Annotated in this window: 13 protein-coding genes, 3 tRNA genes and 1 pseudogene; 8 read left to right on the top strand and 9 right to left on the bottom strand. The window is 61.4% G+C overall.

From position 1 onward, the window contains the following. A partial coding sequence (locus ACFQ95_RS25535; protein WP_422835725.1) for an NAD(P)/FAD-dependent oxidoreductase occupies positions 1 to 841 on the top strand: 841 nt, incomplete at its 5' end. A 36-nt stretch (positions 842 to 877) separates the two neighbouring features. Here the strand turns inward: ACFQ95_RS25535 and polA are convergent. Further along, the gene (gene polA / locus ACFQ95_RS25540; RefSeq protein ID WP_422835727.1) at positions 878 to 3,682 is read right to left on the bottom strand and encodes a DNA polymerase I; all 2,805 of its coding nucleotides are present in this window, start codon (positions 3,680 to 3,682) and stop codon (positions 878 to 880) included. Between the two features lie 145 nt (positions 3,683 to 3,827). On the opposite strand from polA, the gene ACFQ95_RS25545 reads away from it, so the two are divergent. From ACFQ95_RS25545 to ACFQ95_RS25575, 7 genes and pseudogenes are all read left to right on the top strand, one after another. Beyond that, entirely contained in the window at positions 3,828 to 4,169 is a 342-nt protein-coding gene (locus ACFQ95_RS25545; protein ID WP_422835729.1) for a hypothetical protein, read from the top strand. A gap of 11 nt (positions 4,170 to 4,180) precedes the next feature. Continuing rightward, complete coding sequence (locus tag ACFQ95_RS25550; RefSeq protein WP_422835731.1) at positions 4,181 to 5,143, top strand: homoserine kinase; 963 nt, start codon at positions 4,181 to 4,183, stop codon at positions 5,141 to 5,143. A gap of 11 nt (positions 5,144 to 5,154) precedes the next feature. Beyond that, complete coding sequence (locus tag ACFQ95_RS25555) at positions 5,155 to 5,946, top strand: BPSS1780 family membrane protein (protein WP_422835733.1); 792 nt, start codon at positions 5,155 to 5,157, stop codon at positions 5,944 to 5,946. A gap of 50 nt (positions 5,947 to 5,996) precedes the next feature. After that, a complete protein-coding gene (gene queE, locus ACFQ95_RS25560) occupies positions 5,997 to 6,632 on the top strand; it encodes a 7-carboxy-7-deazaguanine synthase (protein WP_422835735.1) in 636 nt (211 codons plus the stop codon). Next, positions 6,629 to 6,994 carry a 6-carboxytetrahydropterin synthase gene (locus ACFQ95_RS25565; protein ID WP_422835737.1) on the top strand — a complete coding sequence of 122 codons (366 nt, stop codon included), beginning with the start codon at positions 6,629 to 6,631 and terminating at the stop codon, positions 6,992 to 6,994. Before queE ends, ACFQ95_RS25565 begins: the two co-directional genes overlap by 4 nt. 26 nt (positions 6,995 to 7,020) lie before the next feature. After that, positions 7,021 to 7,380 (top strand): annotated as a pseudogene (gene arsC, locus ACFQ95_RS25570) (arsenate reductase (glutaredoxin)); the annotation flags it as partial. Between the two features lie 60 nt (positions 7,381 to 7,440). Further along, positions 7,441 to 8,457, top strand: a complete 1,017-nt coding sequence (locus ACFQ95_RS25575) for a L,D-transpeptidase (protein WP_422835739.1) — start codon at positions 7,441 to 7,443, stop codon at positions 8,455 to 8,457. A gap of 208 nt (positions 8,458 to 8,665) precedes the next feature. Here ACFQ95_RS25575 and ACFQ95_RS25580 read toward each other — a convergent pair. The 8 genes from ACFQ95_RS25580 to folC form a co-directional block, all read right to left on the bottom strand. Beyond that, a tRNA-Asp gene (locus ACFQ95_RS25580) sits at positions 8,666 to 8,742 on the bottom strand. Between the two features lie 56 nt (positions 8,743 to 8,798). Further along, positions 8,799 to 8,874, bottom strand: a tRNA-Glu gene (locus ACFQ95_RS25585). A gap of 33 nt (positions 8,875 to 8,907) precedes the next feature. Next, positions 8,908 to 8,983, bottom strand: a tRNA-Ala gene (locus tag ACFQ95_RS25590). Positions 8,984 to 9,060: 77 nt separating this feature from the next. After that, a complete protein-coding gene (gene gltX / locus ACFQ95_RS25595; RefSeq protein ID WP_422835740.1) occupies positions 9,061 to 10,449 on the bottom strand; it encodes a glutamate--tRNA ligase in 1,389 nt (462 codons plus the stop codon). A 5-nt stretch (positions 10,450 to 10,454) separates the two neighbouring features. Beyond that, complete coding sequence (gene purF, locus ACFQ95_RS25600) at positions 10,455 to 11,984, bottom strand: amidophosphoribosyltransferase (protein WP_422835741.1); 1,530 nt, start codon at positions 11,982 to 11,984, stop codon at positions 10,455 to 10,457. A 22-nt stretch (positions 11,985 to 12,006) separates the two neighbouring features. Beyond that, a complete protein-coding gene (locus ACFQ95_RS25605) occupies positions 12,007 to 12,492 on the bottom strand; it encodes a CvpA family protein (protein WP_422835743.1) in 486 nt (161 codons plus the stop codon). 9 nt (positions 12,493 to 12,501) lie between these two features. Further along, on the bottom strand, positions 12,502 to 13,329 hold the full coding sequence (locus ACFQ95_RS25610; RefSeq protein ID WP_422835745.1) for an SPOR domain-containing protein: 828 nt from the start codon (positions 13,327 to 13,329) through the stop codon (positions 12,502 to 12,504). Between the two features lie 23 nt (positions 13,330 to 13,352). Beyond that, the coding region (folC, locus tag ACFQ95_RS25615; RefSeq protein WP_422835747.1) for a bifunctional tetrahydrofolate synthase/dihydrofolate synthase at positions 13,353 to 14,522 on the bottom strand (1,170 nt) is incomplete at its 5' end.

Raw genomic sequence — 14,522 nt, forward strand, 5'->3', positions numbered from 1 at the left:
GGTCACCAAGGGTGGCTGGCGCGAGATTTACCGCTCGGCCTCGGCCTTCGAAGCCGCTGCAGCCGACGCCCGCCGCGTGGCCCAAGGCTACGGGTTGGACGTTGGCATCGAAGACGGCCAAGCCCTGGCTCTGGCCGAGCCCGCGCTCCAGCAAAGCCTGGCAGGCGCCGTCCATTGGCGCGACCCATGGGCCATCAGCGACCCAGGTGAGTTGGTGGCGCGCTACGCCAAGTTATTTGTGCAGCGCGGCGGGCAGCTTCAACACGGCGACGCTGGCACGCTGGCCGCCAACGGCGCGGGCTGGTCGGTGAAGACACAAGACGGCATCGTCAACGCTGCGCAGGCCGTCATCGCGCTGGGCCCGTGGGCTGATGCCATGACGCAGCGCTTGGGCTACAAGCTGCCGCTGTTCGTCAAACGCGGCTACCACCGCCACTACGCCTTGGCCAAGCCGGTGCACAGCCCCATGCTGGACACCGACAACGGCATGGTGCTGGCGCCCATGGCACTGGGCCTGCGGCTGACCACGGGCGCCGAGTTTGCACACATCGACGCCCCGGCCACGCCGGTACAACTGGTGCGCGCCGAGCAGGCCGCGCGCGAACTGGTGGATCTGGGGGCACCGGTGGAGGCCACACCCTGGCTGGGTGCGCGCCCCTGCACCGTGGACATGCTGCCGGTAATCGGCCCGGCACCGCAACACAAGGGCTTGTGGTTCAACTTCGGCCACGCGCACCAGGGCTTCACACTGGGCCCGGCCACGGGCCGTTTGCTGGCCGAGATGATGCACGGTGAGACGCCCTACATCGACCCGGCGCCTTATCGGGCCGACCGGTTTTAAGTCTGCCCTAGGCCAGGCCGAGGGCACGGATCAGGCTCAGTGCGCCTGATCCCAGTTCGCGCCCACGCCCACTTCGGCCAGCAGCGGCACCTTGAGTTCGGCCACACCGGCCATCAGGCGCGGGATCTCGCTGCGCACCCAGTCCACCTCGTCTTGCGGCACTTCGAACACCAGTTCGTCATGTACCTGCATGATCATCAGCGTGCCGCGTTTCTCGGCGTCCAGCACTTCCTGCACCTTGACCATGCTGCGCTTGATCAGGTCGGCGGCCGTGCCCTGCATGGGCGCGTTGATAGCGGCGCGCTCCAGGCCCGCCAACTGCGCGCCCTTGGCGTTTTGAATGCCGGATAGCTGCAAACGCCGGCCAAACACGGTTTCCACATAACCCTGTTCCTTGGCGATTCTGCGCGTCGACTCCATGTAGTCTTTGACGCCCGGGTAACGCTCGAAGTAGCGCGCGATGTAGTTTTTCGCCGCCGTATTGTCTATGCCCAGGTTACGCGCCAGGCCAAAGGCGCTCATGCCGTAGATCAGGCCGAAGTTGATCACCTTGGCGTAGCGACGTTGTTCGCTGGAGACTTCATCCACCGCCACACCAAACACCTCGGAAGCGGTGGCGCGGTGCACATCTATGCCTTCATGGAAGGCACGCAACAGCGAAGCATCACCGCTGATGTGGGCCATGATGCGCAGCTCGATTTGTGAGTAGTCGGCGCTGGCAATCAGTTTGCCGGGCGCGGCCACAAAGGCTTCGCGCACGCGCCGCCCTTCGGGTGTGCGTATCGGGATGTTCTGCAGGTTCGGGTCGTTGCTGCTCAGGCGCCCCGTCACCGCCACGGCCTGCGCGTAATGTGTGTGCACACGGCCACTGCGCGGCAGGATCAGCAGCGCCAGTTTGTCGGTGTAGGTGCCCTTGAGTTTGGACAGGCTGCGGTGCTCCAGCAGCTTGGCCGGCAGCGGGTAGTCTTCGGCGAGTTTTTCCAGCACTTCCTCGTCGGTGCTGCGCGCGCCGGTGGCGGTTTTCTTGACGACCGGCATGCCGAGTTTGTCGAAGAAGATTTCGCCCAACTGCTTGGGGCTGCTGAGGTTGAACGGTTGGCCGGCAATCTCGTAGGCCTCGGTTTCCAACTGCAGAATGCGCTGGCCCAGGGCATGGCTTTGTGCCGCCAGCGTAGGTGCATCGATCAACACGCCGTTGCGCTCGATACGGAACAGCGCCTCACTGCTGGCGATTTCCAGCGCATAGATGCCGCCGAGCTTCTCATCGGCCTGCAACTGTGGCCACAACACACGGTGCACCGCCAGTGTCATGTCAGCGTCTTCACACGCGTACTCAGCCGTTTTTTCCACGTCCACCTGGTTGATGGTCAACTGGTGCACACCTTTGCCACACAGGTCTTCAAAGCTGATGCCGCTGCGGCCCAGGTGACGTTCGGCCAGGCTGCTCAGGCCGTGCGGCATGTGCACTTCCAGCACATAACTTTGCAGCATGGTGTCGTGCGCGTAGCCGCGAGCTTCGATGCCGTGGTTGGCAAACACATGGCGGTCGTATTTGATGTGTTGGCCAAGTTTGGCTTTGCCCGCATCCTCCAGCCAGGGCTTGAGCCTGGCCAGCACCTCGTCGCGCGGCAATTGTGTGGGCGCGTCGGGGTAGTTATGCGCCAGCGGAATGTAGGCCGCCTCGCCGGGCGTCACACACACGCTGATGCCCACCACTTCGGCCAGCATTTCGTCGATGGAATTGGTCTCGGTGTCCAGCGCTACCAGTTCAGCCGCTTGCAGCTTGGCCAGCCAGGCGTCGAACGCCTCCCAGCTCAGTATGGTTTCAAAACCAGGGGTACGCGGGACGGCGGCGGGGGCCGGGGCATCGGTGGGCTCGTCGAACAAGCCAGGTTCGGTCGAAGCTGCGGCCTTGGCTGCTTTTTCGGCCTTGGGCGCGGGCTCGGCGGCCGCGGCGCCCTCCAGCGCCTTGGCCAGCCCCTTGAACCCAAACTTATCGTAAAAAGCCTTTAGTGCGCCCGTGTCCTGTGCGCCATAAGCTATTGAATCCATAGCAGGCAAGCCGTCGATGTAGCCAGCCAAATCGCAGTCGGTTTTGATGGTGACCAAGCGCCGGCCTTGCGGCAGCCAGTCCTTGGCGTTGCGCAGGTTCTCTCCCGCCACACCCTTGATCTCGCCGGCCCGGGCCATCAAGGCGTCGAGCGAGCCGTATTCCTGCAGCCACTTGGCGGCAGTCTTGGGGCCGACCTTGGGCACGCCGGGCACGTTGTCCACGGTGTCGCCCACCAGGGTTTGGTAATCGACCATCAAGCTGGGGGGCACACCAAACTCTTCCGTCACACCGACCACGTCGCGGCGCTTGCCGCTCATGGTGTCTATGACGGTGATGTGCTCGTTCACCAACTGGCTCAAATCCTTGTCGCCGCTGGAGATGATGACTTCTATGCCTTGTTGAGCCGCGACCACGGCCAGCGTGCCGATCACATCGTCGGCCTCCACACCGGGCACGGCCACCAGCGGCCAGCCCAGGAGACGAATCACCTCGTGTACCGGCTCGATCTGGCTGCGCAAATCGTCGGGCATGGGGCTGCGCGTGGCCTTGTAGGCCGGATACCACTCATCGCGGAAAGTCGGGCCCTTGGCATCGAACACACACACGGCGTAGTCGGCGCGCACCTCTTTGCGCAGGCTGTTCATCATATTGATGATGATGCGTATGGCCCCGGTCTTTTGCACCGTGCCGTCGGGCAGGGTGGTGCTCATGGTTTCACCACCGGCAAAAAAGGCACGGTACAGGTAGCTGGAGCCATCGACCAGCAGCAAGGTTGTCTTGTTCGTCATGGGCGCATTTTGCCTGCTTGCCTGGCCCTTACAGCGTCGGCACACCGCTGACGAACAGGCCTTTGCAGCAAAGCCCTACCAGTATTGCGTGCACTGTGTGCGACGAAGTGGATTCAAAGGCAACAACCGTCCTACAATCTGCTACATGCGCGCCACAATCATTCTCCCCCTGATTCTGTTCACCGCGTCCACCGGCTGGGCGCAAGCCCCTGCGACGGCGCCCGCCCCCCAGGCGGCACCATCCAGTGGCGCCCCCGTTGCGACACGCGATCAGAAGATTGAGCGCATCACGGTGGAAGACGACGGCGCGCGCATCGACGAAACCCGCTACGGCGGCCAAACCCAAAACATCACTGTGCAGCCAGCCAATGGCATGCCGGCCTATGAAGTCAAGCCGTCCAGCGGATTGCGCAGTCCATCGCTCGACGATCGCAACACCCCTGCAGGCAGCGCCGGCAAACCTGCCTGGAAAGTGCTGGACTTCTAATTTTCTGATCCATGGCGGTTTACACACAAGTCTCTTTACAAGAGGCGCAGGCTCTGCTGCGCGAGCTCAATCTCGGCGAAGTCAGCAATCTGCGCGGCATTGAAGGCGGCATTGAGAACACCAACTACTTCGTCACCACCGCCAGCGGCGAGTATGTGTTGACGCTGTTTGAACGCCTGAGCTTCGAGCAATTGCCGTTCTATCTGCATTTGATGAAGCACCTGGCGCACCGTGGTATTCCGGTGCCCGACCCCATGGCCAACCGCCAGGGCGACATACTGCACAAAGTGCAGCAAAAACCGGCTTCTGTGGTGACACGGCTCAAAGGCAAAAGCGAACTCGCGCCTGGTGTGGAGCACTGCACCCAAGTGGGCGCCACGTTGGCGCGCATGCACCTGGCCGGCAGCGACTTCAATCGCAGCCAACCCAACCTGCGCGGGCTTGAATGGTGGAACGAAACCACGCCGGTCATCAAACCCTACCTCGATCCGCCACAAGCCGCCTTGCTGCAAAGTGAGGTGGCTTACCAGAACCACGTCGCCGAATCGTCGGCCTATGCCGCCCTGCCGCGCGGCCCCATCCACGCCGACCTGTTCCGCGACAACGTGATGTTCGACCACGATGGCACGCAGCCGGTGTTGTCCGGTTTTTTCGACTTCTACTTCGCGGGTGTCGACACCTGGTTGTTCGACTTGGCCGTGTGCCTGAACGACTGGTGCCTGGACCTGGCCAGCGCCCGAGCGGATGCCGAGCGCACCAGCGCATTTCTGGCGGCCTACAGCGCCGTGCGCCCCTTCACCGCCGCCGAGCGGCAATTGCTGCCGGCCATGCTGCGCGCCGGCGCCCTGCGCTTCTGGATTTCGCGCCTATGGGATTTTTACCTGCCGCGTGAAGCCGCCATCCTGAAAGCCCACGACCCTACACATTTTGAACGGGTGCTGCGCGAACGTATCGCCAACCCCAACGTCCTCTGACAGCTGCCGCCATGAAACTCAAAATCGTCAAGGCCGGCACCGGGCTCCAATGGGTGAAACTGGGCATACTGACCTTCTTCAAACAACCCTTGGCGCTCACCGGGCTGTTTTTTATGTTCATGGCCAGCGTCGCCATTGCCAGCATGGTGCCGTTATTGGGTAGCGCCCTGGCGCTGTGCCTGTTGCCGGCCGCGACCTTGGGGCTGATGGCCGCCACGCAAGAAGCCAGCAAAGGCAAGTTCCCGACACCGACGATTTTGCTCAGTGCGTTTCGCGCTGGTCGGCAGCGGCTCAATGCCATGGTGATGCTGGGCCTGCTGTACGCGGGCGGCTTTCTTATCGTCATGGGTGTTTCGGCCCTGGTCGACGGTGGTGCGTTTGCCAAGGCTTATTTACTGGGCGAAGCGCTCACACGCGAAGCCGCCACCAGCCCGTCTTTCCAGACAGCCATGTGGGTCAGCATGGCGCTTTATCTGCCGCTGTCCTTGATGTTCTGGCATGCGCCAGCGCTGGTGCATTGGCACAACGTTGCGCCGGTGAAGAGCCTGTTTTTCAGCATGGTCGCCTGCCTGCGCAACTTTGGCGCCTTCACCATCTTTGGCCTGGCCTGGATGGGTGTGTTCCTGCTGGCCGGTCTGGCCATGACCATCTTGTCCACGCTGCTGGGTTCGCCAGAATTGGCCGCAACCGCTATGCTGCCAATGGCACTGGTGATGGCGTCCATGTTCTTCACCTCGATCTACTTCAGCTTTCTGGACTGCTTTGACGCAGACCCAGTCGCCGCGACCGAAATTCTGGGCTAACGCGCGGACTCAGACCTGCTGCAGCCCCTACGCGCCCAGGAGATGCGCCTGTGACCTACGCCGTCAAAGAAATTTTCTATACGCTGCAAGGTGAAGGTGCTAACGCTGGCCATCCTGCGGTGTTCTGCCGCTTTGCCGGCTGCAACCTCTGGAGCGGGCGCGAGGAAGACCGCGCCCGTGCGGTCTGCAAGTTTTGCGACACCGACTTCGTGGGCACCGACGGCACCGCTGGCGGCAAATTCCGAACGGCTGAAGCACTCGCACAGAAGATTGCCGGCTTCTGGCCAGCACACGATCAAGCCCATCGCCTGGTGGTGATGACCGGCGGCGAGCCGCTGCTGCAAATCGACACCGCCTTGATCGACGCCATGCACCAGTTGGGCTTCAGGATCGCGGTGGAAACCAACGGCACCGTGTTGGCGCCCCCCGGCATTGACTGGCTGTGTGTCAGCCCCAAAGGCGGCTCACAGTGGATTCAGCGCCAGGGTCAGGAACTCAAGGTCGTGTGGCCCCAGGCAGGTCTGGATCTGGCTGAGCTCGAAGCCGCCGACTTTGCCAACCGTTATTTGCAGCCCATGGACAACGCCCAACAATCGGCCAACACCCAGGCCTGTATTGAGCAATGTATGGCGCACCCGGTTTGGCGCCTGAGCCTGCAAACCCACAAGATCACGGGAATTCGATGAGATTCGAACTCAGCCAGAAGTTCTACTTCGACGCCGCCCACACTTTGCAGCGGGCGATTGAAACCGCTGGCAGCAAACGCATCCATGGCCACACCTACAACGTGGAAGTGACCGTTGCGGGCGAGCAAAATGCGGACAGCGGCATGGTGATAGACCTTGGCCTGTTGCGGCAAGAGATTGCGCTGGTGCGCGAAATGCTGGACCACCATCTGCTCGACGAGGTGCCGGGCATGGGCGTGCCGACATTGGAAAACCTCTGCGCCTTCATTGCGCAGCGGCTCAACATCGAGCCCAGCCTGCTGCAAAGCGTAAAAGTCTGGCGCGATGGCGTGGGTGACAGCTGCACGCTGCGCCTCCACTGAATCTTCACCACCCTGCGGTTTTGCCCATGGCCCTTGTCACCATCTTCCACAACCCCGCCTGCAGCAACTCGCGCAACACATTGGCGCTGATACGCAATAGCGGGCTTGAGCCGGAGATCATCGAATACCTGAAGACGCCGCCCAGCCAAGCGCAGCTCATGGCGCTGCTGCAGGCGATGGGCATGAGTTCCCCGCGTGCGTTGCTGCGCGAAAAAGAAGTACTGGCCCAGGAACTGGGGCTGGCCGGGGCCGACTGGAGCGACGCGGCCATCGTCGAACAGATGCTGCAGCACCCCGTCCTGATCAACCGCCCCATCGTCGTGACATCTATAGGCACACGTCTGTGCAGGCCACCTGAGTTGGTACTGGAAATCCTGCCTACGCCCTAGTGCCGAACGCCAGAATGGCTTGTGCGGCCGCACCCCCCCATAGAGGTGAGATAAGAAATGCTCAGACTTCTTTTTGCCGCTTGGCTCATCTGGTTCGCGCAGGCCCTTCCAGCCAACGCAACACCTTCGTGGGGCGCCAAACAATCCAGCTCCGCTGACACCACGCCCTCGCAGCTCCAACCAGGCGAATGGTTTTGGGGTGGTGATGACAAGGCGATGGGGCCCATGGCGCTGATTGTCAGTCTCACCGAGCAGCGTGCTTACGTGTACCGCAATGGCATTCTGATCGCCTTTTCAAGTGTCAGCACCGGCAAGCCAGGCCATGAAACCCCGACGGGTGTGTTCACCATCCTGCAGAAGGACAAACATCACCATTCCAACAAGTACAACAACGCTGCCATGCCCTATCAGGAGCGCCTGACCTGGGATGGCATCGCCTTGCACGCCGGCGGGCTGCCCGGCTATCCCGAGTCACATGGCTGTGTGCACCTGCCCACGGAGTTTGCGCGGCTTCTTTTTGACAGCACGACCCTGGGCATGACGGTTGTCGTTTCCAAAGAAAACAAGGCTTCCGAGCGCCTGGTACATCCCGGCGCAGCCAGTCCCATCCACCCGATGACGGGCGCCGAATCGGCCAGCCACAGGCTCGCCGGGGGAGAACAGTTTCGCTGGCAACCCATGGATTCACCCGTGGGCCCGATTTCCATCCTGATCAGCACCGCAGATCTGCGCCTGCTTGTCTATCGCAACGGCCTGGAGATCGGCCGCAGCCGCATCGCCTTCAGAAAGCCCGGGCCGGCGCAGGGCACACATGCGTACGTGCTTGCAGCCAACGGGGCATCAGGCGCCCAGCCATCCTGGATACACATCGGCCTTCCCGGTCATTTGGGGGAGGCGAATGTGCCCGTGGATGAAGCCGAGATGGCGCGCCTGGTGGTTCCGCCAGAGTTTCTGGAGGTATTGCGCCCTCTTCTCGTGCCCGGCACCGTAGTGGTTGAAACCAACGAGCATGTGCTCCCAGCCAGCACGGGCTCAAAACTACAGGTCCTCAATTCAGACGCACCCGCGTTTTAGCCTTGGCCCCGGCTTCGCCCTGAAGCTCCCGGCCGTCAGCCGCCCTGGCCTGGACGTAAACAAAAGCTGGGCAAACAACAGATAAGCCGCAGAGGCAGCAGCCGGACCACGTCGACGCGGACGAGGGGCCAGCAGACAGCACTAGAAAAATAAGGAAGAAATGAAAAAAGCCGTTGCAAGCTTTTGACTTGCAACGGCTTTTCCGTTTTGGCGGAGCGGACGGGACTCGAACCCGCGACCCCCGGCGTGACAGGCCGGTATTCTAACCAACTGAACTACCGCTCCCGGTAGATAGCTTTCGATGCAACACAAATCGTGTATCACATCCAAGCGCTATAACTTGGCGACCCTACGGGGATTCGAACCCCGGTACTCACCGTGAAAGGGTGATGTCCTAGGCCTCTAGACGATAGGGTCATAACCTAAGAACTTCCGTTCAATTCAACACTGTGGTGGAGGTAAGCGGAGTCGAACCGCTGACCTCTTGCATGCCATGCAAGCGCTCTACCAACTGAGCTATACCCCCCACTGTCTTCGATTTGTTTCTTGCTTTTCGCTTTCAACACATCGTTAACTGCTGAGCCTCGAATTATATACAGGTTTTTAGCGTTTTTGCAAATTTGCCAAAATTTTTTCTTTTCCTGCTAATTCCAGCACCGCATCCACGGAAGGTGTGTGCGCAGTCCCTACTGCAAGCACACGCACTGGCATGGCCAACTGTGGCATTTTAAGGGCAAATTCGCCCAAGGTTTCCTTGAACGCGGCAGCAATTGCAGGTTTCGTCCAATCACACTGCGCCAGCTTCGCCGCCAATGCATCCAGCGCCGGGAAAATGGCCGGCACCAGGTGTGTGGCGCGGTCTTCTTCGCTGATGACCACATCGCCATAAAAACGCGCTGCCCAATCGGCCAAGGCATTGATGGTGTCGCAGCGGTCTTTAAACAGGCCGCAGATGCGCACCAGGCGCTGATCGGCGGTAATGCCCTGCTTCGCCAAGCGTGCGCGCACCAGCGGCTCCAGCGCGTCATCGGCCATGGCTTTCAAGTGCTGGGCATTCACCCAGCGCAGTTTGCTCTCGTCAAACTGCGCCGCGCTGCGGCCCAGGTGGTCCAGATTGAACCACTCGAGGAATTGTGCGCGGCTGAAGATTTCGTCATCACCGTGGCTCCAGCCCAGACGTGCCAGGTAGTTCACCATCGCATCCGGCAGATAACCTTCTTCGCGGTATTGCGTCACCGGCTTAGCACCGTTGCGCTTGCTCATCTTCTCGCCCTGCTCGTTCAGCACGGTAGGCAAGTGGGCATACACCGGCACTTCTTTGCCCAGCGCCTTGAAGATGTTGATCTGGCGTGGTGTGTTGTTGACGTGGTCGTCGCCGCGGATCACATGTGTGATGGCCATGTCGATATCGTCCACCACCACACAGAAGTTATAGGTGGGTGTGCCGTCGGGGCGGGCAATCACCAGGTCGTCGAGTTCATCATTGCTGATCTCTATGCGCCCTTTGACCTTGTCGTCCCATGCCACCACGCCGCCGATAGGGTTCTTGAAGCGCAACACGGGTTGCACACCTTCGGGCACGGGCGGCAGGGTTTTGCCAGGCTCGGGGCGCCAGGTGCCGTCGTAACGTGGCTTTTCCTTGGCGGCCATTTGTTTCTCGCGCAGCGCATCCAGCTCGGCGATCGACATGTAGCAGGGGTACACATGTCCGGCGGCCTGCAGGTCGGCCAACACCGCCTTGTAGCGGTCGACACGTTGCATTTGGTAGAACGGGCCTTCGTCGTGGTTCAAGCCCAGCCAAGCCATGCCTTCGATGATCACGTCCACGGCGGCCTGACTGGAGCGCTCCAGATCGGTGTCTTCAATCCGTAGAACGAAATCGCCGCCGGTGGCCCGGGCAAACGCCCATGGGTACAGCGCGGAACGGATGTTGCCCAGGTGAATGAAGCCAGTGGGCGATGGAGCGAAGCGGGTACGGGTCTTTTGCATCATGGATCTCAAGCGGTTTGGGCATTCGGCAAAGCCAGGCGGGAAGTGTCTTCTTCCTGCTCGTTGGTGGCCGCATGACGCCCTTCGTTGATACGCTGGATGTCGTCCGAGGTGATGTCGCCGGTGACATACACGCCGTCAAAACACGAAGCATCGAAACCGCCAATCGGCAGGTCGCCCAAACCAGTGGTGTCGGCGGCAGCGCCGATGGCACGTTTCATACCGTCCACATCTTGGTAGATCAGCGCGTCGCAGCCGATCAACTCGCGAACTTCCTCAACCGTGCGGCCATGCGCCACCAACTCGTCCTTGGTGGGCATGTCTATGCCGTAGACGTTGGGATAACGCACCGGTGGCGCAGCGCTGGCCAGGTAGACCTTGCGGGCACCGGCGTCACGCGCCATTTGCACGATTTCTTTGGAAGTGGTGCCGCGCACGATGGAGTCGTCGACCAGCAACACGTTGCGGCCCTTGAACTCGCTGCCAATGGCGTTGAGTTTTTGGCGCACCGACTTCTTGCGTGTGCCTTGGCCCGGCATGATGAAGGTACGGCCAACGTAGCGGTTCTTCACAAAACCTTCGCGGTACGGCAGACCCAGCAATTGGGCCAGTTGCATGGCGCTCGGGCGGCTCGACTCGGGGATGGGGATCACCACGTCGATGTCTTTGGGCGGCACGGTGGAGATCACACGCTTGGCCAGCGTTTCGCCCAGGTTCAAACGCGCCTGGTAGACCGAAATGCCGTCCAGCACCGAGTCGGGACGCGCCAGGTAGACGTATTCAAAGATGCAGGGGTTGCGCTTGGGCGACTCAGCGCACTGCTCGGTGTGCACCTGGCCCTTGAGGTCGACAAACACGGCTTCACCGGGCGCCACATCGCGCTCCATGGTGTGCAACGTGCCTTCCAGCACCACCGATTCGCTGGCCAGCATCACGGTGTTGTTCACGCCACGGCCAATACACAACGGGCGGATGCCGTACGGATCGCGGAAGGCCAGCAGGCCATGGCCGGCAATCGAGGCGATGACGGCGTACGAGCCCTTGACCCGGCGGTGCACACTGCGCACGGCCTGGAACAAATCGCTAGGCGTGAGCGGCAGGCCGCGTGTGCAGCGTTCGATTTCATGCGCCAGCACGTTGAGCAACACTTCAGAGTCGCTCTCGGTGTTGATGTGCCGGTGGTCGGTGGAAAACAACTCGCGCTTCAAGGCCTTGGCGTTGGTCAGGTTGCCGTTGTGCACCAACACAATGCCGAAAGGCGCATTCACGTAAAAAGGCTGCGCCTCTTCTTCGCTGTAGGCGTTACCGGCCGTGGGATAACGTACCTGGCCCAGGCCGCAGTCGCCCGGCAGGCTGCGCATGTTGCGCGTGCGGAACACGTCGCGCACCATGCCCTTGGCCTTGTGCATGAAGAACTTGCGGTCTTGTTGGGTCACGATGCCGGCGGCATCCTGGCCCCGGTGCTGCAGCAGCAGCAACGCGTCATAGATCAACTGGTTAACAGGAGCGTCACTGACGACACCAACGATTCCACACATATGATTTCCTTAGCCGCAGGGGTTACGGCAAAAACTTAGCAAACTCTTCCGGCAACATGGGCCGCAACTGGTGCAACAAGTCGGTCAGAAGCAACGCACCGCGCGACTCCTGCCACCACGGCTGGGTATCCAGCGACACCAGATACACCACCACAGTGCCGGCCAGCAGAAACACCACGCCACGCAAGGCACCAAAAAACATGCCGAGCACGCGATCCACAGGCCGTAAACCGACGACCTGGACCAACTTCCTGACCAGCGCCGTCAACAGCCCCGCTGCAAACGCCGCCACAATGAATACGATGACAAATCCGGCGGCATAACGCACGGTCTCCGATGCCTCGCCGATAGGCAATCGGGCTGCCACTTCTGGCGCAAACCATTGCGCCAGCACAAAAGCGGCAATCCAGCCCAACAGGGACAGGACTTCAAATACCAGGCCCCGCCAGGCCCCCAGAGCGATGGAGGCCAGCAACAGTGCCACCAGCACCCAATCCAACACAGCCATAACGAATACTTACAAGGTCAGGACGGAAGCCGATAAGTCAAGACCCTTGATCTTGGCCACGGCTTTTTCCGCTTCAGCCTTCTTGGCAAAAGGCCCCACACGCACCCGCGTACGGGCACCGCTGCTGGTCTGCACCACCTGGGTGTAGGTCTTCAAACCGGCTTTCTCCAGTTTGGAGCGCACTTCCTGCGCTTTGCTGGCTTCAGCAAAAGCTCCCACCTGCACCACAAAACGTTCTTGCCCATCATCCGCTGACGACGCGGCGGCGGTGGCTGCAGAAGGCGATTTTCCCTCCAGCAAGGCCTTGGCGCGCGCACCGCTGTCATCAAGCTTGGGCTCAGCCTTGGCAACGGCCTTGGCTTCAGGCTCATGCTTTGGCTTGGGCTCAGGCTTGGCTTCGACCTTGGGCTCGGGCTTTGGTTCCGGCTTGGCTTCGGGTCGGGTTTCGGGTTTGGACGAAGACAGCACCTCTTCCTTGGCTGACAAGCTCGCCGCAGCGCTGACATTGGCCTTGGACGAAGCATTCGAGGCCGGTGTGGTGTCAGAAGGCGTGGCATCTGCGGGTGGTTGCTCCAGCTTGACCACCGGACCGGTGGCCGCAGCACCCAGCGGCTTGACCTTGCCTTTTTCAGGGATGTCGATCGGCACATCGACCGACACCGGGCGCGGTTGGGTATCAAACAGCAGGGGAAAACCAATCACCCCCAGCAACACCAGAATGGTGGCGCCGATCAGCCTGTGCCTGGCCCGGCGGCGCATGCCTTCTATGGATTCAGTGGGGCTGACCGACAGATCGTCGCCCTTTTGGCCGCGAGAACGAAACTTGAAAAAAGCCATGTGCGGTTAGAACTCAGAAGCCCTTAAGAGCCCAGATGTTTGGCATGGAGCCTGGGAACACCGTTCTCAAGTATGCCGCCAACGGTGTAGAACGATCCAAAGACCACGATTCTATCAGCCGGCTTTGCGGCAGCCACAGCGGCGGCCAGGGCCTGGGCCGGGCTCTCAGCCACCTCGCTGGTGGCATCCTTGCGCGGGTTTTGGCTCTGCCACCGTGCCTGCAGGTCTTGCGCCTTGGCGGCGCGGGCGGTGGGCAAATCGGTGAACACCCAATGGTCAATCAACGGGCCAATACGCTCGAACATCGGCGCCAGGTCTTTGTCGGCCATGGCGCCAAACACCGCGTGTGTGGTCGGAAAGAAACCCATGGCGTCCAGATTCACGGCGAGTGCGGCCACGGCATGTGCGTTGTGCGCCACGTCCAGCACCAGCGCGGGCTCGCCGGGCACAATCTGGAAGCGGCCGGGCAATTCGACCAGCGCCATGCCGTTGCGCACGGCCTGCGCGGTGACGGGCAGTTTGTCGCGGATGGCGGTGAGCGCCGCCAGCACACCGGCGGCGTTGACCAGTTGATTGGCGCCACGCAAACCCGGGTAAGCCAAGCCGGTGTAGCGACGGCCACGCCCGGCCCAGCCCCATTGCTGCTTGTCGCCAGAGAAATTGAAGTCTTCACCGGCGCGCCACAAATCAGCGCCTATGGCACGCGCGTGTTCCAGCACACTGGCTGGGGGCACCGGGTCGCTGACCACCACCGGGCGGCCAGCACGCATGATGCCGGCCTTCTCGCGGCCAATGCTCTCGCGGTCGGGGCCGAGGAATTCCATGTGGTCGAGATCGATGCTGGTGATCACGGCGCAATCGGCGTCGATGATGTTGACGGCATCCAGACGCCCGCCCAGGCCCACTTCCAGGATCACCGCGTCCAGCCCGGCATAGGCCAGGCGGTGCATGATGGCGAGTGTGGTGAACTCAAAATAGGTCAGGGAAATTTCGCCTCTGGCGCTTTCCACTGCTTCGAAGCCAGCTATCAAATCCGCAGCAGTTGAGCTTTCACCATTCAAGCGGCAGCGCTCTTCAAAATGCACCAGATGCGGCGAGGTGTAGACCCCCGTGCGGTAGCCCGACTGGATCAGCACCGCTTCCAGCATGGCGCAGGTGGAGCCCTTGCCATTGGTGCCGGCCACGGTGATCAC

Source organism: Variovorax sp. HJSM1_2 (assembly GCF_049316285.1).
Lineage (GTDB): Bacteria > Pseudomonadota > Gammaproteobacteria > Burkholderiales > Burkholderiaceae_C > Rhodoferax_B.

What these genes read in the sequence shown, in the direction of transcription:
- polA (WP_422835727.1), bottom strand. Translation starts at nt 3,682, where the DNA reads ATGACGAACAAGACAACCTTGCTGCTGGTCGATGGCTCCAGCTACCTG.
- ACFQ95_RS25545 (WP_422835729.1), top strand. Translation starts at nt 3,828, where the DNA reads ATGCGCGCCACAATCATTCTCCCCCTGATTCTGTTCACCGCGTCCACC.
- ACFQ95_RS25550 (WP_422835731.1), top strand. Translation starts at nt 4,181, where the DNA reads ATGGCGGTTTACACACAAGTCTCTTTACAAGAGGCGCAGGCTCTGCTG.
- ACFQ95_RS25555 (WP_422835733.1), top strand. Translation starts at nt 5,155, where the DNA reads ATGAAACTCAAAATCGTCAAGGCCGGCACCGGGCTCCAATGGGTGAAA.
- ACFQ95_RS25565 (WP_422835737.1), top strand. Translation starts at nt 6,629, where the DNA reads ATGAGATTCGAACTCAGCCAGAAGTTCTACTTCGACGCCGCCCACACT.
- ACFQ95_RS25575 (WP_422835739.1), top strand. Translation starts at nt 7,441, where the DNA reads ATGCTCAGACTTCTTTTTGCCGCTTGGCTCATCTGGTTCGCGCAGGCC.
- gltX (WP_422835740.1), bottom strand. Translation starts at nt 10,449, where the DNA reads ATGATGCAAAAGACCCGTACCCGCTTCGCTCCATCGCCCACTGGCTTC.
- purF (WP_422835741.1), bottom strand. Translation starts at nt 11,984, where the DNA reads ATGTGTGGAATCGTTGGTGTCGTCAGTGACGCTCCTGTTAACCAGTTG.
- ACFQ95_RS25605 (WP_422835743.1), bottom strand. Translation starts at nt 12,492, where the DNA reads ATGGCTGTGTTGGATTGGGTGCTGGTGGCACTGTTGCTGGCCTCCATC.
- ACFQ95_RS25610 (WP_422835745.1), bottom strand. Translation starts at nt 13,329, where the DNA reads ATGGCTTTTTTCAAGTTTCGTTCTCGCGGCCAAAAGGGCGACGATCTG.